The organism is Tunturiibacter gelidiferens (assembly GCF_051013345.1).
Lineage (GTDB): Bacteria > Acidobacteriota > Terriglobia > Terriglobales > Acidobacteriaceae > Edaphobacter > Edaphobacter gelidiferens_A.
In genome coordinates, this window is sequence record NZ_CP132939.1 from 1,484,757 (window position 1) to 1,503,590 (window position 18,834).

At 57.4% G+C, this 18,834-nt stretch carries 20 protein-coding genes, 1 tRNA gene and 3 pseudogenes; 10 read left to right on the plus strand and 14 right to left on the minus strand.

The genetic code is table 11. The features are described from left to right. Window positions 1-70: 70 nt before the first annotated feature. Window positions 71-541, minus strand: a complete 471-nt coding sequence (locus RBB80_RS07245) for a hypothetical protein (protein WP_433967542.1) — start codon at window positions 539-541, stop codon at window positions 71-73. A 303-nt stretch (window positions 542-844) separates the two neighbouring features. Here RBB80_RS07245 and RBB80_RS07250 point away from each other — a divergent pair, with 303 nt between their 5' ends. The 4 genes and pseudogenes from RBB80_RS07250 to RBB80_RS07265 all read left to right on the plus strand — a co-directional run bounded on the left by RBB80_RS07250 (window position 845) and on the right by RBB80_RS07265 (window position 4,534). Further along, window positions 845-1,939, plus strand: coding sequence for a VWA domain-containing protein (locus RBB80_RS07250; protein WP_433967543.1), 1,095 nt, complete (start codon window positions 845-847; stop codon window positions 1,937-1,939). A gap of 194 nt (window positions 1,940-2,133) precedes the next feature. Further along, window positions 2,134-3,443, plus strand: a pseudogene (locus RBB80_RS07255) (adenylosuccinate synthase). Between the two features lie 15 nt (window positions 3,444-3,458). Continuing rightward, window positions 3,459-3,746 (plus strand): putative quinol monooxygenase, encoded by a 288-nt coding sequence (locus tag RBB80_RS07260; protein ID WP_433967544.1) that lies wholly within the window; start codon window positions 3,459-3,461, stop codon window positions 3,744-3,746. Window positions 3,747-3,922: 176 nt separating this feature from the next. Further along, window positions 3,923-4,534, plus strand: a complete 612-nt coding sequence (locus RBB80_RS07265; protein WP_433967545.1) for a nuclear transport factor 2 family protein — start codon at window positions 3,923-3,925, stop codon at window positions 4,532-4,534. 417 nt (window positions 4,535-4,951) lie between these two features. Here RBB80_RS07265 and RBB80_RS07270 read toward each other — a convergent pair whose 3' ends face one another. Then, on the minus strand, window positions 4,952-5,611 hold the full coding sequence (locus tag RBB80_RS07270) for an HIT family protein (protein WP_433967546.1): 660 nt from the start codon (window positions 5,609-5,611) through the stop codon (window positions 4,952-4,954). Window positions 5,612-5,970: 359 nt separating this feature from the next. Between RBB80_RS07270 and RBB80_RS07275 the strand changes: the two are divergent. After that, a pseudogene (locus RBB80_RS07275) lies at window positions 5,971-7,979 on the plus strand (30S ribosomal protein S1). Window positions 7,980-8,087: 108 nt separating this feature from the next. Here RBB80_RS07275 and RBB80_RS07280 read toward each other — a convergent pair. From RBB80_RS07280 to infC, 8 genes are all read right to left on the minus strand, one after another. Beyond that, window positions 8,088-8,993: a hypothetical protein gene (locus RBB80_RS07280; RefSeq protein ID WP_433967547.1), complete on the minus strand. Its 906-nt coding sequence runs from the start codon at window positions 8,991-8,993 to the stop codon at window positions 8,088-8,090. Between the two features lie 96 nt (window positions 8,994-9,089). Further along, a complete protein-coding gene (locus tag RBB80_RS07285; RefSeq protein ID WP_433967548.1) occupies window positions 9,090-9,266 on the minus strand; it encodes a hypothetical protein in 177 nt (58 codons plus the stop codon). 60 nt (window positions 9,267-9,326) lie between these two features. After that, window positions 9,327-9,503, minus strand: coding sequence for a hypothetical protein (locus RBB80_RS07290; RefSeq protein WP_433967549.1), 177 nt, complete (start codon window positions 9,501-9,503; stop codon window positions 9,327-9,329). Window positions 9,504-9,563: 60 nt separating this feature from the next. After that, window positions 9,564-9,740, minus strand: coding sequence for a hypothetical protein (locus RBB80_RS07295; protein WP_433967550.1), 177 nt, complete (start codon window positions 9,738-9,740; stop codon window positions 9,564-9,566). Between the two features lie 60 nt (window positions 9,741-9,800). Then, the gene (locus RBB80_RS07300; RefSeq protein ID WP_433967551.1) at window positions 9,801-9,977 is read right to left on the minus strand and encodes a hypothetical protein; all 177 of its coding nucleotides are present in this window, start codon (window positions 9,975-9,977) and stop codon (window positions 9,801-9,803) included. Between the two features lie 60 nt (window positions 9,978-10,037). Next, window positions 10,038-10,214: a hypothetical protein gene (locus RBB80_RS07305; protein ID WP_433967552.1), complete on the minus strand. Its 177-nt coding sequence runs from the start codon at window positions 10,212-10,214 to the stop codon at window positions 10,038-10,040. 66 nt (window positions 10,215-10,280) lie between these two features. Next, window positions 10,281-10,460 (minus strand): hypothetical protein, encoded by a 180-nt coding sequence (locus tag RBB80_RS07310; protein ID WP_433967553.1) that lies wholly within the window; start codon window positions 10,458-10,460, stop codon window positions 10,281-10,283. A gap of 457 nt (window positions 10,461-10,917) precedes the next feature. Next, window positions 10,918-11,565, minus strand: a complete 648-nt coding sequence (infC, locus tag RBB80_RS07315; protein WP_433969552.1) for a translation initiation factor IF-3 — start codon at window positions 11,563-11,565, stop codon at window positions 10,918-10,920. Window positions 11,566-11,805: 240 nt separating this feature from the next. Here infC and RBB80_RS07320 point away from each other — a divergent pair, with 240 nt between their 5' ends. Next, window positions 11,806-12,399 carry a response regulator gene (locus RBB80_RS07320; RefSeq protein WP_433967554.1) on the plus strand — a complete coding sequence of 198 codons (594 nt, stop codon included), beginning with the start codon at window positions 11,806-11,808 and terminating at the stop codon, window positions 12,397-12,399. A gap of 21 nt (window positions 12,400-12,420) precedes the next feature. On the opposite strand, the gene RBB80_RS07325 is transcribed toward RBB80_RS07320, so the two are convergent. Beyond that, the gene (locus tag RBB80_RS07325; protein ID WP_433967555.1) at window positions 12,421-12,678 is read right to left on the minus strand and encodes a hypothetical protein; all 258 of its coding nucleotides are present in this window, start codon (window positions 12,676-12,678) and stop codon (window positions 12,421-12,423) included. 257 nt (window positions 12,679-12,935) lie between these two features. On the opposite strand from RBB80_RS07325, the gene RBB80_RS07330 reads away from it, so the two are divergent. The 3 genes from RBB80_RS07330 (at window position 12,936) to RBB80_RS07340 (ending at window position 14,664) form a co-directional block, all read left to right on the plus strand. Continuing rightward, window positions 12,936-13,021 (plus strand) — tRNA-Leu (locus tag RBB80_RS07330). Window positions 13,022-13,341: 320 nt separating this feature from the next. Next, a complete protein-coding gene (locus tag RBB80_RS07335) occupies window positions 13,342-13,944 on the plus strand; it encodes an indole-3-glycerol phosphate synthase TrpC (protein WP_433969554.1) in 603 nt (200 codons plus the stop codon). Window positions 13,945-13,977: 33 nt separating this feature from the next. Next, entirely contained in the window at window positions 13,978-14,664 is a 687-nt protein-coding gene (locus tag RBB80_RS07340; RefSeq protein WP_433967556.1) for a phosphoribosylanthranilate isomerase, read from the plus strand. A 26-nt stretch (window positions 14,665-14,690) separates the two neighbouring features. Here RBB80_RS07340 and RBB80_RS07345 read toward each other — a convergent pair whose 3' ends face one another. From RBB80_RS07345 to RBB80_RS07355, 3 genes and pseudogenes are all read right to left on the minus strand, one after another. Beyond that, window positions 14,691-14,846 (minus strand): hypothetical protein, encoded by a 156-nt coding sequence (locus tag RBB80_RS07345; protein ID WP_433967557.1) that lies wholly within the window; start codon window positions 14,844-14,846, stop codon window positions 14,691-14,693. A gap of 416 nt (window positions 14,847-15,262) precedes the next feature. Further along, complete coding sequence (locus RBB80_RS07350; RefSeq protein ID WP_433969556.1) at window positions 15,263-16,117, minus strand: prolyl oligopeptidase family serine peptidase; 855 nt, start codon at window positions 16,115-16,117, stop codon at window positions 15,263-15,265. Continuing rightward, window positions 16,097-17,296 (minus strand): annotated as a pseudogene (locus tag RBB80_RS07355) (S9 family peptidase); the annotation flags it as partial. The gene RBB80_RS07350 and the pseudogene RBB80_RS07355, both read right to left, overlap by 21 nt. A 432-nt stretch (window positions 17,297-17,728) precedes the next feature. Between RBB80_RS07355 and RBB80_RS07360 the strand changes: the two are divergent. Then, a complete protein-coding gene (locus tag RBB80_RS07360) occupies window positions 17,729-18,739 on the plus strand; it encodes a VWA domain-containing protein (protein ID WP_433967558.1) in 1,011 nt (336 codons plus the stop codon). The last annotated feature ends 95 nt before the right edge of the window (window positions 18,740-18,834 follow it).

Sequence of the window (18,834 nt, forward strand, 5' to 3'; positions counted from 1 at the left end):
AAGCCGAAGGACCAGAGACTCCGCTGGAGCTTCAGGGTAAGGTGCGGCTCGACGACGAAGGGATAGGCGGTCAGAGCAAGAAGAGAGCCGAAGTTCGACAGCGCGAACAGCCGGTAGGGATGGTGCCGCCCTTGGCGCGCTGGAACCAGACCTGCAGAAGCGGACTGGTTGCGCTGAGCAGAAGAAACGGCAGGCCGATGGTGAAGGCGAGCGTCGAGAAGATTGTCGTGACGGGCTGGTCATAGCCTTGGCCAGGCTCTGCTGGGAAGATTCTTTGTGCGACCAGCACCAGTGCCGCTGCAGCGAGCGTTACCAGGTAAACGTGCCGACGCCATGTGGTGGCCTGGCAGCGAGTGATCCAGTGGGCGTAGAGATAGCCGAGCAGCAATGTGACTTGGAAGAAGACCAGGCACGTTAGCCACACGGCTGAGGATCCGCCAAGCACCGGGAGCAGCTGTTTTGCGGCCATCGGCTCCACGAGGAAGAGAAGGAATGCGCCGAGGAAGGTGGTGGTGCCGTAGAGCAGGCGTGATGCAGACATGTTCGGCCCTGAGAGTCTCGAGTTGAAGCAAAGCGCCAGCGCTGTCACTCCGCGCCTGATCTCCGTCGACCGAAGCGCAGGAGGAGGATATCGAGAGATTCGCATCTTGCGCCACCAAAATGGCTTGGCGCAGTTTTTTCAGGGATGCCAGTCGCATTCAATAGTCTGTCTCTGCTAGTTGCTGAAACTACTGAGATCGCTGCCCCGTCTTCATGCGAGGGTCGAAACTACGCAGGCAGACGTTTCAACCGGCAGAGGGCATGACAGCAGAGAAGTAACCGCAGAGAAGTATTTGAGGTGAGTATGAGTACGTTGAATCGGGCCACGCTGGTTCTCTCCTGTCTTTCGTTTCTCCCTCTCTTCGCATCTTCACAGCAGCAGACTCCGCCGCAGTCGAACCAACTTCCAGTGACCGCTGCGGCGCCGCTCACCGAAGCCAGAGATCCTCACCTCGTGTTGGATGTTGTGGTGACGGATCGGTCGGGAAGGCCCAGAGCCGGTCTGACCCAGAATGACTTTGTCGTGCGTGACAATGGCCAGATCCGAAAGATCGTATCATTTCGCGAGGTTGATGGCGCTGCCACAGCCGAGCCGCCGGTGAAGATCATCCTCATGGTGGATGAGGTCAACACTTCCTTCACCCGCGTTGCTTATGAACGCGACCAGCTCAGAAAGTTTCTTCTGCGAAACGGCGGACAACTTACCCACCCGGTTTCCCTGGGCTTCTTCAGCGACACAGGAACTGAGTTGCAGAACGAATCTTCTCGCGATGGAAATGCGTTGCTGGCCGAGTTCGATCAGCATGTGACGAAGCTCCGAACCATACGGCGCTCGACCGGTTTTTACGGCGCGGCGGAGCGCTTTACGCTTTCTCTCAAGGGGCTAAGTCTGCTTGCTGCCACTGAGGCGAAGGAACCGGGACGGAAGATGATGATCTGGATCAGCCCGGGCTGGCCGATTCTGAGCGGACCGAATATTACCCTGAGCACGAAGGAGGAGCAGGGGTTATTTTCGTCGATCGTGTATCTCTCCACGGCGCTCCGGCAGGCTCGGATCACGCTCTACAGCATCGACCCACTTGGGGTGGAAGATGCTGCTACGAATCGTGTCTTTTACTACGAGGAGTTCCTGAAACCGGTATCCGCGTCGAAAGATGCGCAGGCGGGAAATCTTGCGTTGCAGGTCCTGGCCAGGCAGAGCGGCGGCCAGGCGCTCAACTCCAGCAACGACATCACGGAACAGATCACTCGTTGCGTTGCGGAAGCCGATGCGTTCTACACCCTCACGTTGGATGCAACGCCGTCAGACCGGCCAAATCAGTCCCACTCTGTCGCGGTCAGCGTTGAAACACCTGGAGTGACCGCAAGGACGCGAAACCTGTACTACGGTCAGCCCTGAAAACCCGGCGGATGGGCTGTATTTGGCCTTTGTTTGATCGATAGAAGCACGTTACTCGGGTGCAGATGCCGCAGCCAGCGACGCGAAACGCCGAAGCCAGCTACGCTATATGATAGATAGCAGCGCGTGTCTGCCTGTTGCGGTGCACGTCTTCGTCTTCCGGCCAACAAACATCCTTGGAGAACACATTCGTCGTGAATCAACGCAAATCAGCGGTTATTTTGGGTGCCCAGTGGGGCGATGAGGGCAAAGGCAAGATCGTCGACGTGCTTTCGGAGAAGTTCTCCGTGGTGGCGCGCTATGCGGGCGGCCACAATGCCGGCCATACGGTCATCATCAAAGGCAAAAAGTTCGTCCTGCAGCTGATTCCATGCGGCGTGCTGCGTCCGGAGTGCAAAGGCGTCATCGGCAACGGCGTTGTCCTGGACCCCATGGCGTTTTTGAGCGAGGTCAAGAAGTTGAAGGATGCTGGCCTGCCCGTGGACGATCAGCTCTTCGTATCGAACCGCGCGCAGGTGATTCTGCCCTACCACCGGATGATCGAGCTGGCCGCGGAGAATGCGCCTGGACGGACGAAGATCGGCACGACCAGCCGCGGCATCGGCCCGGCGTATGAAGACAAGATGCATCGCAGCGGTTTGCGCGTCGTGGATCTGCTGAACTCGGCGCTGCTGCGGACGCACATCGAGAACGCCTGCCACGAGAAGAACACGATTGCTCACGCTCTCTTTGGCACGGAGCCTCTGGACCCCAAGACGATGTACGAGGAGTACTCGCGCGCAGCCGAGCAGATTGCACCGTTTGTGACCGATACGGCGGTGATGCTGAACCACGAGATCGACAACGGCGGAAAGGTCATGTTTGAGGGGCGCAGGGTGCGCTGCTGGATATCGACCACGGAACCTATCCTTTTGTGACGTCGTCTTCTTCGACAGCTGGCGGCGCAGTGACCGGCACCGGAATTGGGCCCACACGGATCGGCACCGTAATTGGGGTCACCAAGGCTTACGTGACGCGGGTGGGCGAAGGGCCGTTCCCAACGGAGATTCACGACTCCACCAGCGATCTGCTCCGCGCCAGGGGGCAGGAGTATGGTGCGGTCACTGGCCGTCCGCGACGCTGCGGCTGGCTCGATATTCCGCTGCTGCGCTACAGCAACATGATCAACGGGACGGAGTGGCTGGTCGTCACCAAGATGGATGTTCTGGACGAGTGCGCCGAGATCCCGGTATGCACCGGTTATAAGGTCAATGGAAAGCTGACGGATCTGATCCCTGCGGATATGCCGGGTTACAACGCGATCGAGCCGGTCTACACCAAGCTGAAGGGGTGGAACAGTTCGACGGAAGGGATCACGGAGTTCGAAAAGCTGCCGCAGTTAGCGCAGGATTATCTAAAATTTATTGAGCACGAGTCAGGGGCGAAGATTGGAATGGTCTCCACCGGCCCGGACCGCGACCAGACTATGACCTTGCCAGCATTCGAAGATGCGTTGAAGGCGTAAAAGAAAAGGCCGATTATGCTTAGGTTCACCGTGCGAATGACCTTCGACCAGTCGGACCGTGGCGAGATCTCCGAGATTCTCTGCCACCTTACGGCCGCTTCCCGGCAAGAGCCCGGATGCGCCAGCTATATTCCCCATCTGGTCGAAGGAGAGGCCTGCACCGTTCTAATCTACGAACAGTACGTCGATGACGCGGCTTTGGAGCATCATAGAGGGACACCTCACTTTCATCAGTACGCGATTGGGGGCCTGTATCAGAAGATGAGAGAACGTCAGGTTGAGAATCTGACCGCTGTTTGTTGATGCTTTTCTGTCGGGGTTCTTTGCGTGTGGCTCCGTCTAATACGTGGAGACTCGCGTACGACTAAAGTAGTTTTGACTCAACGCGGTAAATCGGTCTACCATCCGGTACGCTTATGGGCTTGTCTGGTCGTCCAATTCGTAGGTCGCTGATGGGCTCGGGCGTGTTGCTGGTGGCCATGGCGATAGGATGGCCTGCGCAGGCGGCATTCGCGGGTCACATGCAACCGCTGCACGAGAAAAAGCACGACGCTAAGCGGCAGGTCGAAGCGCTCGAGGAGCAATGGCGGCAGGCTCAGCTCGCGGGCGACGTCGCCACCATGGACAAACTTCTCTCCGACGATTACATCGGCATCTCGATGACCGGCCAGGTCAACACCAAGATTCAGCAACTGGATCGCATGCGAACCCGGAAGTTCGTCCTGACGAAGCTCGATCTGGGCGAGATGCAGGTGAAGCTGGTCGGCTCGATCGCCATTGTGACCTCTCGCGCCCAGGTAGAAGGAACCAACGAAGGCGTGGCGGTCCAGGGAACTTACCGGTACACACGTGTCTACCAGCGGCTCCCGTCGGGGGATGGAAGATCACGAGTTTTGAAGCCACAAGAGTGCCGGGATCGAGAGATTCGGGTAATCGCGATGCAGCAGCGCCCAAGGCCGCGGCCGGCGTGCCTCAGGACGGACCTTCCTAGCGGTCCTCTGGGGCTCTTGCAGTTCGGCATCCCAAGAAAAACCCTGCACATGGCAGGGTCTTTTCTTGACACACTTCGGGATCGTCACGAATCTCCGTAAGATCTTCGTGGCTCAGGTCTCATGCAGTCTTCGGTGCGACAACAGATACCCGCATATCTCTTCCCTCGCGCTGTGGCGGTGCCGGAAACTCTGGTGACTCGGCCGCTGGGCGGGGAAGGTTCAGTGCAAGTAGTCTGCGATACAGGGATCGGGTGGCGCCGGTAAGGCGCGCATCCTCTGACTCATGCGGAAAAAGAGAAAGATATTTACGGGTCGAAGTTGCGGGTTTGCGGACTGGAACAATATAAGGACGGCGATCGGGCTTTGGCGCGCTTAGATTCTCCGGCGCGACAGGCGGGACTGATCGCAGGGATGCAGGGAGTGTCTGGGGAACATTTGACATTGGGCCCTCGAACGAGACCATCGGCCTCAGACTGCTATATCAGTAGGATGGAAACCCGGAAACTTTGGTTGTATTTAATCTTTGAAGGCAAGCCGAAGTTTTTCCCACGTCACGTCGAGAGATTCGGGAAGGACGCGAGTTTCGGCAGTCACGGTCATGAAGTTCGTATCTCCGCTCCAACGCGGCAGCGCGTGAAGGTGCATGTGATCGGCGATGCCGGCTCCTGCGGCCTCGCCCAGGTTGAGCCCCATGTTGATCCCGCCCGGCCGATACACTTCACGAAGCGCCAGCTCCGAACGCTGAGCGAGAGCCATCAGCTCCTGCGCAACCTCTACTGGAAGCGCGGCCAGCGTGTCCAGATGTTGGTACGGCAGAAGCAACAGGTGTCCGGTGGAGTAGGGGAAGGCGTTGAGACAGATAAAGCAGGTCTGTCCCCGCCAGACGATGTACGCCGCTTTTTCAGCGACGATCCGATCCATCCCGTGATCGACGGCGTAGTCCACCGCGGCGATCATGTTGCAAAAGACGCAGTGCTTGTCCTCGGCCTCGGTGGGAGGCCAGGCGCTAAGAGCCGCAGGAACTCCGCTTCTGGCCTGCGGGTCCGCGCGCGTGATGTAGCTGTAACGCCAGGGCGTCCAGAGGCGATCCATTCGGCGAGTATAGCGGAGCGATACCCTGAAGCGGACGGAGCCGGGCAGACATGCCGTCCGAACCTGCGGCTCCGATTCTGCCACTCCACTTTGCGCAGTTTGGAGCACACTCTGCATCAAATTGGGACTCTCTGCATCAAACTATGTACGACCCAAGAGAATTTCGTCCGCTCCCGAGCATGACATGGCGATGAAAATGCAGGCGAACAGCCCGGCTTTTGTTGACGTACCGTATGCAAAGTTCTATGCTTTACAAGTGAGCTATTGCGTGTGGGACCCAAGTGCAATAGCTCCTCTGCAAGACCTGATTCCTTCCATCCTGCCGAAGCTGTCGCGGAGACAGAGAAAGCAGCCAGCCTCCGCTCCCGGATTCGCTGGATTGCTCCCACTCACGCGCTGCTTTAGAGGAAGAAATCTCTTGGATCCCGGAGTCCGCATTCACCATGGTAGAAAACCATAATCCTGACCACAACGAGAGCAAACCCCTGACCACCGAAACGGAAGTCCTAGCGCCCGAAGCGACAGCGGCTCACACCGAACTGTCTTCTGAATCCACCTCAACCCAACAGCATGAGACCGCCCACGACGCGTCAAGTGTAGCTGCACAGCAAGTTGCACCAGCTGCCGCCGCTCACCAGACTGCAGACCACGGAACCGTTGCCACGGTTACCGCTGCAGCCGACGAGTCTGACGATGATTTGAACTACGACGCTGCTGACTTTGCCGCTGCCCTTGCGAACTTCGATCGCGAGCAGGCTGCCGAGTCCGCCGCTGCCCAGAACCTGACCGCAGAAGAGGTCATCGTTACCGGCACCGTCGTCAAGATCACCGACAAGCATGTTGTTGTCGACATCGGGCTTAAGTCTGAAGGTCTCATCCCCTGGAACAAGTTCTTGACATCCATGGTGTCTCGAAGTTCCAGACAGGTGACACTGTTGAAGTTGTTGTGGAGCGCGAAGAGGCTGAAGGCGGCTACCTGGTCAGCTACGACAAGGCTCTCCGTCACAAGGTTTGGGACAAGCTGGAACAGGCTGCGAACGACAAGACCCCTGTCAAAGGCATGGTTCTCAGCCGTGTCAAGGGCGGTCTCACCGTCGACATCGGCATCAAGGCGTTCCTGCCCGGCTCGCAGGTCGAAGTCCGTCCCGTCCGCAATCTCGACGGCTACATCGGCACCGAGATTGAAGTCCGCGTCATCAAGCTCAACAAGAAGCGCGGCAACGTCGTCATCAGCCGCAAGGAGCTTCTTGAAGAAGACCAGAACGCCAAGAAGTCCGTCACCCTTGCCACCCTGGAAGAGGGAAGCGTCCTTACCGGCACCGTCAAGAACCTCACCGACTACGGCGCATTCGTCGATATGGGCGGCCTCGATGGCCTGCTCCACATCACCGACATGAGCTGGGGCCGTCTCACTCATCCCCGCGACCTCGTCAACGTTGGCGACGAGATTCAGGTGAAGGTGTTGAAGTTCGACAAAGATAAGCAGCGCGTTTCGCTCGGCTTCAAGCAGCTCACGCCTGACCCGTGGCTCGATGCAACGGAGCGATACCCCATCGGTGCGCAGGTTCGCGGCCGCGTTCTGTCGGTCACCGACTACGGCGCGTTCGTTGAGCTCGAGCAGGGAATCGAAGGTCTCGTTCACGTCTCCGAGATGACCTGGTCCAAGCGGATGAAGCATCCGTCGAAGATGGTCAAGCCCGGCGACGAGGTCGACACCATCATCCTCAGCGTCAATCCGAACGACCGCCGCATCTCGCTCGGCATGAAGCAACTGCAGGACAACCCCTGGGAGCAGCTCGAAGACAAGTACCCGACCGGCGCCATCATTGAAGGCCGCGTTCGCAACCTGACCGACTTCGGTGCCTTCATCGAGATCGAAGATGGAATCGACGGACTGGTACACGTCTCGAATCTGAGCTGGACCAAGCGCATCAAGCATCCTTCGGAAGTCCTGAAGAAGGGCGAGAAGGTTCGCGCGATCGTTCTTGGAGTCGAACCCGAAAATCGCCGCCTGTCGCTTGGCGTCAAGCAGCTTCAGCCGGATGTATGGGATACGTTCTTCGCGCAGCATCGCGTGGGCGACGTCATCAAGGGCAAGATCCTGCGTACTGCTCAGTTTGGTGCCTTCGTTGAGATTGCTGAAGGAGTCGAGGGTCTGTGCCACGTCTCCGAGGCGATCAATGCCGAGGGTAAGCCAGTCTCGATGGATGTGGACTCCGAGCACGAGTTCAAGATCGTCAAGATGAACCAGGAAGAGAAGAAGGTAGGCTTGAGCATCCGCGCAGTCGGCGAAGAAGCCAGCCGCGCAGAGGTCGAGAGCTACAAGGAGCGCGAGAAGTCGCCTAAGGGCAACAACTCCGGTTCGGCTTCTTCCTCCTCTTCGAGCAACAGCAGCAGCACCACGCTCGGTGACCTGATCAACTGGAAGCGCTCTGAATCAGAACGTGACTAAGCTCTCATAGGACGACAAAGTAAGAAGGCCATCCCGAGCGGGATGGCCTTTTTACTTGCTATGTGTTTTCCGAGGAGAGCTGCTCGATGCTGCTCTTCGGATGCTGCTTTACGCGGTGAGAGAGTGCGCCGGTGCCGGCGCTTCAATCGCTGCGGTCGCCATCTTCGCAGAGGCACGACGCATAACCTCCAACTCAGCCGGGGCAAAGAGCTCCGGTGGAATCCCACCGACTGCAACATGTCCAGGATCGTCCCCCAGAGCCATCGAAATCTGGTTCCACCGAAGGAATGGCGACGTGGTCGGGAGAGTAATGATGCGGCGTTTCGGCTCAGGAAATGCGAAGTAGCCCGACCAGACCAGAAGCGTCAGGCCAACGGCAATTCCGTTGATTACGCTGAAAGTGGAGTACATGCTCGAATAGTGAGTGATCCATGCGGAGTTCACTAAGTTCACAGCTGCCAGAAGACCGAGACCCAGGCTGACGCCAAAGATGCGGCTGCGATAGGAAAGACCCATCGGTCGAATAGCAAAGCAGACAAACAGCAGGAGGCAAAGAGTCAGAATGCTTGAGGTCTGCTGTAGCTGCGTGATCATCGTGACCATGAACTTGATTCCGGTCAGATGCGGGGTCACTGCGACACCGATCGCGACTGCGATCGAAATGGCTGCTACCCAGCGGAATACCAACATGCCCAACGTCTGGAGCCCTTTCAACGGAGCCATCGCGAGCTTGAAGATGCTGTAGATCACCAGGAGGGAGAGGATCGCCTCTAAGGCATAACTCGCCCAGTAAACATAAAAGTAAACCTGGTACGCCAGATGTCTATCGATTAGATGCCGACTGAAATACAGTAGCGGGAGGCATATTACCGCGCATGTAAGCCTTACACACAGGAGCGCAGTAAGAAAACCGAACTGTCGGACTGCCTTGCCGCGTACGAGAAAAATAACCAGCATGCCGCAAAGAACCGGCTCAAGATACTCAAAATGAAAACTGGATATAAAGCTATTCATGCGTTCGTACCCTCGAGAGGCTCAATCAGGCTAGCCTATTCCGGGGACCGACACAACAGAATTTAATGCCGAACGATGCAAAAAAGTGCGAATGAGTTATCTGGCTCCCATACCGCACGCGTGGGGATCGTCAGGTGCGCAGATTGGAACGGGCAGCATATTGACGCGGGCAACGGTCACCTTGTTTTGGGTGCTTGCGGGGGAGGTCTGGGTGGTGGCAGCGGCGCCTGTGAGAGCAAGTATTGCGACGAACGCACGGACAACAATCTTCATTGGGTTCCTTGGAGTTCCAGGTTTCGGTGGCACTAATTGATAAATAAGGTACTTAGCTGGCTACCGAGTACCCATACCGCATGCGTGGGGATCGTCAGGTGCGCAGATTGGAACGGGCAGCATGCTGACGCGGGCAACGGTCACCTTGTTTTGGGTGCTTGCGGGGGAGGTCTGGGTGGTGGCAACGGCGCCTGTGAGAGCAAGTATTGCGACGAACGTACGGACAACAATCTTCATTGGGTTCCTTGGAGTTCCAGGTTTCGGTGGCACTAATTGATAGATAAGGTACTTAGCTGGCTACCGAGTACCCATACCGCATGCGTGGGGATCGTCGGGCGCGCAGATTGGAACGGGCAGCATGCTGACGCGGGCAACCGTGACTTTGTTCTGGGTGCTGGCGGTGGAGGTCTGGGTGGTGGCAGCGGCGCCTGTGAGAGCAAGTATTGCGACGAACGTACGGACAACAATCTTCATTGGGTTCCTTGGAGTTCCAGGTTTCGGTGGCACTAATTGATAGATAAGGTACTTAGCTGGCTACCGAGTACCCATACCGCATGCGTGGGGATCGTCGGGCGCGCAGATTGGAACGGGCAGCATGCTGACGCGGGCAACCGTGACTTTGTTCTGGGTGCTGGCGGTGGAGGTCTGGGTGGTGGCAGCGGCGCCTGTGAGAGCAAGTATTGCAACGAACGTACGGATGGCAATTTTCATGGAGTCCCCGGAATTCTTTTTTGGTAGATAACAATGAATGGATTCAAATATTTAAGCGAACTAGCGAGTGCCCATACCACATGCATTCGGATCGTCGGGAGCGCAGATCGGCACTGGCAGCATGCTGACGCGGGCAACCGTGACTTTGTTCTGGGTGCTGGCGGTGGAGGTTTGGGTTGTGGCGGCTACACCGGTGACGACGAGGAGGGCGACGAAGGTACGTATGGCGATTTTCATAAGGAAACCTTTCAAGGTTGTTGTTTGTCTAACTGTCAATACGTTGGTAACTTAGCTGCGAACTGGTTAGCGAGTGCCCATACCACATGCATGAGGATCGTCTGGCGCGCAGATTGGAACAGGGAGCATGCTGACGCGGGCGACGGTAGCTTTGTTGCTCTTCGCAGAGACCGTTGAGGTCTGGGAGGTAGCGACTGCACCGGTGAGGACGAGGACGACAACGAAAGCGCGAACGATATGTTTCATAAGGAGATACTCCCAAAGTTGTATTTATGTAAAAAGATTTCTCTGGACAAACCAGATGATGTAACAATAGGATACAAGTTGGCCTAAGTCTAATGGAATCAGCTATATACAGAAGTATCAAACAATTTTTATTACTAAAGTAATAAATCAAGCCGCGCTGATGGGTCATGCCTTCGTGGGCACTGGCGATCTGTCTCGAAACTCAAATCGTCCCGCGATTGACAGGAGAGATAATCCCTCTCACTAGCCTTGCAGCATCAACCTGTTTTTTGCACTAGTTAGCGGCCACGGGCCGAAGTCGCCGGTTGATAACCCCGCGTAAATCGGTCAAGGAAGAAAAAACAACGAAAGGCTTCAGCGGACGAATGATCGTCGGCTGTGGTTGTTTTACTCTTGATGGCAGAAAAGTTTTGCGCACCCACTTCAGCCCTGAAATGACGCGAAGTGGGTGCTTTTATCAGGCCTGAGCAGGCGTAGGAGTTACAGGTTCGGCGGCCTTGGCATTGGGGGAAGGAACTGCAGGTATGGCCAATTTCTTGGGAACAGCTTCTGCCTTTTTAGAGGGAGCCAGGATAGCGTGCAGCGTCGTGCCCTCCATGCGGGGCATAAACTCCACCAGGCCGGCGTCGCCGATATCCAGAATAAGGCGATTGATGATCTTGTAGCCGAGATCGCGATGTGCCATCTGACGACCCTTGAACCGCAGAGAGGCTTTGACCTTGTCGCCCTCTCCCAGAAAGCGAACTGCCTGGTTTTTCTTGGTCTGGTAGTCGTGCTCGTCCACCGTCACTGAGAACTTGACCTCTTTGATGACGATGACCTTCTGTTTCTTGCGGGCAGCGCGATCGCTCTTATCTTTCTCGTAGAGGAACTTGCCGTAGTCCTGAATCTTGCAGACAGGGGGAACGGCGTTGGGGGAGATCTCTACCAGGTCGAGCGAGCGCTCGCGGGCCATCTTGAGAGCGTCAAAAGGAGCCATGACGCCGAGCTGTTCGCCATTTTCGTCGATGACGCGAATCTCGCGGGCGCGGATGCGTTCGTTGGTGCGGATAAAAGACTTGGCGGAACGTTTATCAATTGGTGGAATAAGTCGCCTCCACAGCAGGTTTCGTCACCCGCTATGCTTTGTTTAGGGTTTAGATGCAAATCTCACGAAAGGTTGCACCGCAACGTAAAGTATAACACTGCAGACACGAAGCCCTCTGTAATCAGTGAAGAGGAAAGGGCCTCCGGCACCCGCGGCACAATCTTCACAAGGCATCTATTCCCGGCATCGGGCCGCCTACTTTGGCATCGGAGCCCCGATCATGTATGTTTGCACGGAAGCCATCAGAAAGGAAACCGAATGAGACGCCGTATCCTGTTGGTCGATGATGAAGTCGCTGTCCTGCTGACCCTGAAGGCTGTGTTGGAGATCAGCGGCTTTGATGTGGATACCGCAGCCTCCGCACGCGAGGGCGTCTCCAAGCTGCACACTCGCGAGTACCAGATGCTGATCACCGATATGCGCATGGAGCACGATGTTGCCGGCATCGAGGTGATCAAGGCGGCGCGCTCGGCAAACTACCATCCCGCGGTCGCGTTGTTGACGGCCTTCCCTGTCGCCGATGAAGACTGGCAGGAGATGGGTGCAGATCAGCTGCTGGTCAAGCCCATGCACACTCGCATCCTGCTCCAGCAGATCGAAGACCTGATCGCCTCCCACGAGCGAAAACTTGGCGGCCTCGGTTTGACCTCACCAGCGGTAAAGCCAGCTAAGCCTGCCGTCAAAAAGAAAGCGGTTGCTAAGAAGGTGGTCGTCAAAAGGACGCCGCCGAAGAAAGCTGCGACCGCGAAGACAGCCATCGGACAGAAGCCTGTCGCCAAGAAGGCCATTGCGAAAAAAGCGGCGAAGACTTCCATCAAGGCGAAGCCGGCACGCCGTCGCGCGAAGTCCTGATCAACACTTCGAATCGAGGCGCTAACTGGACGTGTGTTCTTTGATGTAGTTCCTCAAAGACTGATTGAGCTTCATTGCTTTTTCGACGCCGCCGTCCAACATGCGTAACCAATCGGAAGCAGGTTCCTTCAGCTCGGAGGTGCTCAGCAGATAGCTCGTCTGCACAATGATCTCGAGCGCATTGCTCAGGTCGTGTGCAATTTTGCGCATCTCGACGGAGATCTCTTCTGGAATCTTTTCGACATTCGGGCCCGGAGAGGGAACCTTCGCTTCGTTCATGTAGGGGTGTCAGCCTTCCTTTGGGTCGAGACGCCTTTCGGGGAGAGGACTCGCAATCTTGGTTTCGATTGAGATTCGATGATAAGCGAGATGTTCAGCAGTTAGATGCTTAAGCTCCCTCCTGCGGACGCCTCGATTCCTGGCGACATTGCATCTGTGGCGTCCTCGCAGCACATTGACAGCAGCAGCCGCGTTTGTAAAACTAGAGACTCGCGGTTAGCGTGCTCCGGCCATCTGTGTGGAGCGAATGACACCGTGCCGTAGTGGCGGAATTGGCAGACGCGCATGGTTCAGGTCCATGTACTCGCAAGGGTGTGGGGGTTCGAGTCCCCCTTCGGCACCAAAGTTTCAACCTCGGTTGCAGGTAGACTGCTCACAGCAGCCCTACGGCAGCCGAGTGCGGATCCAGACCAGCCCTTTCGCCCTGCAGGCCGCATCTAACACCCAGCAATCGCAAAGAGAATATGCCCACTCAGCTTGATCAGATCCTTGCGCACACGCTCCTTCAGGTAAGAGCTCGCAAGTCGGTCGCGGACTTCGGGCTGCTTGAGAGCATGGCAGCTGCCCACATCCCCGCGGCCTCCGTGCTGGCCTTCAGGCCGCTGCTAAGAACGGCCCCGCCATCATCGCCGAGATCAAAAAGCCTCTCCGTCGAAGGGACTCATCCGCAGCGACTTTTATCCCGCCACCCTCGCGAAGACCTTCGAGTCCTCGGGCGCCGCTGCCCTCTCCGTCCTCACCGACGAGGAGTTCTTCCAGGGCTCGCTCGCCTACCTGCAGCAGGCCTCCAGCGTCGTCAACATTCCCTGCCTCCGCAAGGACTTCATCCTCGATCCCTTCCAGATCCTCGAAGCGCGCGCCTACGGAGCGGATGCGATCCTGCTCATCGTCTCCGCGCACACCGATGCTGCACTCAGCGACCTGCGCGACGAAGCCAGCTCTCGCGGCCTCGACGTTCTCTGCGAGACGCATGATCGCGAAGAGATGGAGCGCGCCGTCGCTCTGGGCTTCGACCTCATCGGCGTCAACAGCCGCGATCTGCGCACCTTCTCCGTACGCACCGAAGTCCTCTTCGAGCTCGCCGCATCGATGCCTAAAGACGCCGTCACCGTAGCCGAGAGCGGCATACGCACCGCCGAAGACATCGCCAGGCTGCGAGCCGCGGGATACGATGCCTTCCTCATCGGCGAAACGCTCATGCGGCAACCCGACCCCGCCGCCGCACTCGCAACCCTCCTGGATCGTGAGTACTCCTCCGACATCTAATTCGCAGGCCTGTGAACGGAGCCGGTCAACACCATGTGGATTAAGATCTGCGCCAACACCAACCTCGACGATGCACAACTTGCCGCCAAACTAGGAGCCGATGCGGTCGGCTTCGTCTTCGCTCCCAGCGCCCGCCGTGTCACCTCTGCTGAGGTCGCGAAGATTACGCCGCATCTCCCAACCTCCATCGAACGTGTAGGCGTCTTCCAGGCACTCGATGCCTACGAGATCGCTCGCGCAGCACACGAGGCCGGTCTCACCGCCGTTCAACTCCACAGCGGTGTCGACTTCGCGCTTCTGCACCGGCTCCATAAGCTCTTCGCCGGACAAGTCTCCCTGATCCAGACCGTTCACTGGGAGGTGGGTACCGACAGTGGCAGCAGCGCGGCGATCGTAGCCGCGGAGCTGCGCAGGATTGCGGCGGACGGTTTAGTCGATCATGTTCTGATTGATTCGAAGGTAGGCGCGGCCCTCGGAGGCACCGGCGTCTCCTTCGATTGGGATCAGGCACGCGCCATCTTTGGAGAGTCCGCACCTGAACTCAAACTGATTGTCGCAGGCGGCCTGCGCCCGGAAAACGTATCGGAGGCCATCCAGGGACTCAATCCCTGGGGTGTAGATGTCGCAAGTGGTGTCGAATCTGTGCCGGGCCGCAAGAGTCCAGAGAAGCTCGCAGCATTTATCAGGAAGGCACGTGAGTCGAAGGTCGACTCGATCTAGGCTCTGCGCCGGCTCGCAAAGAAAACTTAAGCGTGACGCGAGTAGGAATGCTGGACGTGAGCCTTTGGGGAACGGTCGTGATACAACTGCGGCCGTAGATGGGCTGTAGGCGGCTTGGGTGTCGCCGAAGCGAACACAGGAGCCAGCGCCAGCAGCAAACCGATAGAAATTTTTAGCTTCATACAGGCAACCTTTCTCCGTGTATATAAGACGCGTAGAGGATCTTCCCGGATTCAAATTTCTCCGCGAATCACCCACAAGGCGGAGCAGTTGGCAATGCAACCGAAGCGGGACAAAGTTAGTATCGCCCGCAAAATCGCGGTAAAAATTTGAATCTCCAAGCGAGTGCCCGAAGCTGTATTACGTAAATGGTTATTACTCGACGAGTGCCCCGCTGCTGTCCTGCCGGACGGGCCCACTGCGCGTGGCGCGGTCACTTCGTGACTTGTGTACCTTGCTTGGGTGGGTTAGCTGCTTCGGTCCTCCCGTTGGTCGGAATCAACTTCTCCACCGACCAACGGGAGGACCGGGCGAAGCAGTAAAAAGGCGTGCGAACGCCCGCCCTCCGCGCAGGAGGCCCGTCCGGCAGGACAGCGTCTTACCGATTCAACTCCCTCACCAGAAACGCATACTGATCAACCGTCGCCTCAATCCTCTTGCTAAGAGGCATTCCAGCACCGTGCCCCGCACGCGTCTCCACACGGATCAGGATCGGATTCTGACCAGCCTGCGCGGCCTGCAGAGCCGCCGTGTACTTGAAGCTGTGCGCCGGGTACACGCGGTCATCGTGATCGCCCGTCGTGATCAGCGTCGCCGGACAAGCTGCGCCCTGCAGAATATTGTGCAGCGGAGAGTATCTGTAGATCGCGGCAAACTCCTCTGCGTTCTCTGAAGGAGATCCATACTCCTCCTTCCACGCCCAGCCGATCGTGAACTTGTCGAAGCGCAGCATATCCATCACACCAACCTGCGCAATCACGGCACCGAAGAGGTCCGGCCGCTGCAACTCACAGGCCGCCACCAGCAGGCCGCCGTTGCTTCCTCCAGAGATAGCAAGCTTCGCTGTCGAGGTGTACTTGTTCGCGATGAGCCACTCCGCCGCTGCGATGAAGTCGTCGAACACGTTCTGCTTCTTCAAGCGGGTACCAGCCTCGTGCCACGCCTCGCCATACTCGCCGCCACCGCGCAGGCTGGGCTGCGCGTAGATGCCGCCCATCTCCATCCACATCACATGCGATGAAGAAAACTCCGGCATCAGCGGCACATTGAATCCGCCATACGCATACAGCAGAGTGGGTGCGCTTCCGTCCAGCGTCAGACCCTTCTTGTGGCTCACGAACATCGGCACGCGTGTGCCGTCCTTACTGGTGTAGAAGATCTGCGTCGTCTCGTAGAGCGCCGGATCGAACAGCAACTTTGGCTGACGGTACAGCGTCGATCGGCGCGTCTTCATATCCAGCCGATAGATCGTGCCGGGCGTCGTAAAGTTGGTGAACTGGTAGAAGGTCTCGGTATCCTCCCGCAGTCCGCCGAAGCCGTACGCTGTGCCTATCGCCGGAAGCTTCAGCCGTTCGATCATCTGCCCATCAAGACTTCGAAGTTCGATCAGGCTCTGCGCGTCGGCGAGATAGTTCGCGATGAACGTATTGTCGATGATCGAGATGTCGCTCAGTTTGTTCTTGCTCTCGGGAATAACCGTCTTCCAGTTCTCTCGCTCGGGATGATCCAGATCGATCGAGATTACTCTGCCGTTTGGCGCGTCAAGGGTGGTCAGCAGCCAGAAGAGAGTGCCGTCGTTGTTGATTGGAGCATACGTCGCGTCGGCAGTATCGATCAGCCGCAAAATCGCTGATGCAGGTTGTTGAAAGTCCCCTTGAAGGTCAAGCACCGCCAGCTCATTGTTCGGATTCGTGCCCTTCGACTGATGAAGCACCAGGTATCGTCCGTCGTCAGTCACATGCGCGCCCAGGTTCAACTCCTTGTCATCAGGACGGTCGAAGATCAGCTTGTCCTCGCTCTGCGGCGTGCCGAGCTTGTGAAAGAACACCTTGTGAAAGTAGTTGGCCGCCTTCAATGCTTCGGCTTCAGGTGGGTCGTAGCCCTCGTAGAAGAAGCCGCTGCCGTCCTTCAGCCACGCGGCTCCGCTGAACTTCGACCACTCCACGATATCCGGCAGATCCGCGCCAGTCGTGACATCGCGTACATGCCACTTCACCCAGTCGCTGCCCGCATCTGCGATGGAGTACGCCGCCAACGATCCGTCGTCGGTGATGCTCATCCCGCTGATCGCGACCGTGCCATCTGCCGAGAGGGTATTCGGGTCAAGCAGCACCTTCGGCTCACCTTCCAGCCCCTCCTGCCAGTAGATGACATTCTGATTCTGCAATCCGCTGTTATGCGAGTAGAAGTACCGCGTGCCGCGGCGCGACGGAGCGGTGTATCGCTCGAAGTTGATCAACTCCATCAGCCGCTTCTGCATCGCCTCGCGAGCCGGAATCTGCGAGAGGTAGGCCTGCGTCAGTTCATTCTCGGCATCCACCCACGTCTTCAACTCGGCCGAATCAACATCCTCCATCCACCGGTAAGGATCGCTCACCGTAGTGCCGAAGTAGTCATCCGTCTGCTCGACCTTGCGAGCGGTTGGATACGTGAGAGCTGAGGTCGTTTCAGGGAGGGCGAAGCAACAGCAGAGTTCGTCGTCATCAGTTCAACTTTCGGTCATTTGGCGCTCAAGCCTGCCGCGCCGGACTATAGCTTAGATGAGTGACCCCGCGGTAAGTCGCTGTCGAAGCGATACCAATTTCTCTTGAGTGGACGAAAATGGGAAACCTCCCTTCATACCGGGGAGATGAAAATAAAGTTGAGAAACGTGGCGCATCTTTCGCACCCGAAAAACTGACGGTCAAAACACCACATCAGCCACGCAATCCACCATAGTCTCACCACGTTTTCACCATCACAAAACACGCTTAAAAACGAAAAACCCCAGTAAAATCCACTACCTCACCACAAACCATTTTTTTCCACTCGAAAATACAAAATCTCCTCCGGTTAGACTTAAACCATGCGGCCTCTCCTCCCCGTCCTCCTGCTCTCGGCCACATTGCCCGCCATGGCTCAGACCCCCGCGCCGGCGGACGACCAAAGCTACACCCTCAAAACGCAGTCCAACGTCGTCCTGGTTCCAACCACCGTCCAGACCAAGCACGGCGAGATGATCTACGAACTCAAGCCGGAGCAGTTCGTCGTTGAAGACAATGGAGTTCCGCAGACTGTCCGAGTCGACGAAGACACCGACTCTCTCGGTCTCTCTCTCGTAGTCGTCGTCCAGTGCGGCCGCGCCGCCGGCTACGAGTATCCCAAGCTAAGCGGCCTCGGCTCGATGATCGACGGCATCGCCGGCGATGCTCCACGCGAGGTCGCCATCGTTACCTACGGCTCCGCGCCCTTACTGCTCGGCAAATTCTCCAACAGCGTAGACGCCATGGCCCACGCACTATCGCAGCTCGAGCCCTGTGATGACCCTGAAGCCTCAACGCTCGACGCTGTAGCGTACGCGACGAAGCTCTTGGAAGCCCGCCAGAATCACTATCGCCACGCGATTCTGCTGATCAGCGAGACCCGCGATCATGGCAGCACCGCCAAGCCAGCCGAAGTGGTGGCCGCGCTTGGGCGAACCAATACCGTCGTTGATTCTGTAGCCTTCGGCCCAGGAAAGACGGAGGTTATGAGCGATCTGAAGTACGGTGGTGGAAGCGGGCCGATCGGACTTCTCGTTATGGCAGTCAACGCGTTGAAGAAGAACGCGGCGCATGAACTGGCGGCGCTGTCGGGCGGCGAGTATATCAACTTCACCACGCAACGAGGCTTCGATGAAGGGCTCCATCAACTCTCAAATCACGTGCATAACTACTATCTGCTGAGCTTCCAGCCTCACGCCGAGGCCAACGGAGAGCCTGCGTCAGGGATGCACAGAATACGTGTCAGCATTCCGGATTATCCCGAGGCGCGAATCCGCTTTCGCGAGAGCTATTTTGCCGGCGAACTGGATTCTGGCGCGGCAAGCACGAACTGACGCCCCGAACGACAGTTGAACAACGTGGTTCGGCGTGTTCGTTAGATTTTTGAGGAAGGAGCATACTAGGAGTCCAATGTCAGGCAATGAAGCGG

Bases quoted from the DNA above. Each gene is read 5' to 3' on its own strand.
- RBB80_RS07280 (WP_433967547.1), bottom strand. From the start codon at position 8,993: ATGAATAGCTTTATATCCAGTTTTCATTTTGAGTATCTTGAGCCGGTT.
- RBB80_RS07245 (WP_433967542.1), bottom strand. From the start codon at position 541: ATGTCTGCATCACGCCTGCTCTACGGCACCACCACCTTCCTCGGCGCA.
- RBB80_RS07340 (WP_433967556.1), top strand. From the start codon at position 13,978: ATGTGGATTAAGATCTGCGCCAACACCAACCTCGACGATGCACAACTT.
- RBB80_RS07305 (WP_433967552.1), bottom strand. From the start codon at position 10,214: ATGAAAATCGCCATACGTACCTTCGTCGCCCTCCTCGTCGTCACCGGT.
- RBB80_RS07310 (WP_433967553.1), bottom strand. From the start codon at position 10,460: ATGAAACATATCGTTCGCGCTTTCGTTGTCGTCCTCGTCCTCACCGGT.
- RBB80_RS07360 (WP_433967558.1), top strand. From the start codon at position 17,729: ATGCGGCCTCTCCTCCCCGTCCTCCTGCTCTCGGCCACATTGCCCGCC.
- RBB80_RS07345 (WP_433967557.1), bottom strand. From the start codon at position 14,846: ATGAAGCTAAAAATTTCTATCGGTTTGCTGCTGGCGCTGGCTCCTGTG.
- RBB80_RS07300 (WP_433967551.1), bottom strand. From the start codon at position 9,977: ATGAAAATTGCCATCCGTACGTTCGTTGCAATACTTGCTCTCACAGGC.
- RBB80_RS07295 (WP_433967550.1), bottom strand. From the start codon at position 9,740: ATGAAGATTGTTGTCCGTACGTTCGTCGCAATACTTGCTCTCACAGGC.
- RBB80_RS07250 (WP_433967543.1), top strand. From the start codon at position 845: ATGAGTACGTTGAATCGGGCCACGCTGGTTCTCTCCTGTCTTTCGTTT.
- RBB80_RS07260 (WP_433967544.1), top strand. From the start codon at position 3,459: ATGCTTAGGTTCACCGTGCGAATGACCTTCGACCAGTCGGACCGTGGC.
- RBB80_RS07285 (WP_433967548.1), bottom strand. From the start codon at position 9,266: ATGAAGATTGTTGTCCGTGCGTTCGTCGCAATACTTGCTCTCACAGGC.
- RBB80_RS07325 (WP_433967555.1), bottom strand. From the start codon at position 12,678: ATGAACGAAGCGAAGGTTCCCTCTCCGGGCCCGAATGTCGAAAAGATT.
- RBB80_RS07320 (WP_433967554.1), top strand. From the start codon at position 11,806: ATGAGACGCCGTATCCTGTTGGTCGATGATGAAGTCGCTGTCCTGCTG.
- RBB80_RS07290 (WP_433967549.1), bottom strand. From the start codon at position 9,503: ATGAAGATTGTTGTCCGTACGTTCGTCGCAATACTTGCTCTCACAGGC.
- RBB80_RS07350 (WP_433969556.1), bottom strand. From the start codon at position 16,117: ATGAAGACGCGCCGATCGACGCTGTACCGTCAGCCAAAGTTGCTGTTC.
- RBB80_RS07265 (WP_433967545.1), top strand. From the start codon at position 3,923: ATGGCGATAGGATGGCCTGCGCAGGCGGCATTCGCGGGTCACATGCAA.